Below are 260 nucleotides of genomic sequence, written 5' to 3'. Positions count from 1 at the left end.
TGATCATTGGCCATTAAAGGCAAATGGTGAGCTTGTTTCTGCTCTCGATGGTGATTGGCCTGTTCTTGAAAAGCATGTTGGTGATAAATTAAAAGAAAAAGCAGCAACCGGTGCTGTGCAAAAAGGAAGAATCTCTAGCGAACAAGACATTATTCGAGCAACGCGTGATTCTATTCATGCGCTTATGATGATTCGTGCTTTTCGAGCACGGGGGCATCTTCGTGCAAAACTCGATCCTCTTCAGTTGGCGGAAAAGATTG

The 260-nt window shown here is 43.8% G+C and carries 1 protein-coding gene; it reads left to right on the top strand.

Going from position 1 to position 260, the window contains the following annotated elements:
• On the top strand, positions 1-260 hold a 260-nt coding region (locus tag ACFINS_RS10800), incomplete at both ends, for a hypothetical protein (RefSeq protein WP_375706273.1).

Origin of the sequence: Bartonella sp. AA2SXKL, from assembly GCF_042197205.1 — a bacterium.
Lineage (GTDB): Bacteria > Pseudomonadota > Alphaproteobacteria > Rhizobiales > Rhizobiaceae > Bartonella.
Note: the sequence above shows the minus strand (reverse complement) of the source record. Positions and strands in the feature narration are given on the sequence as shown.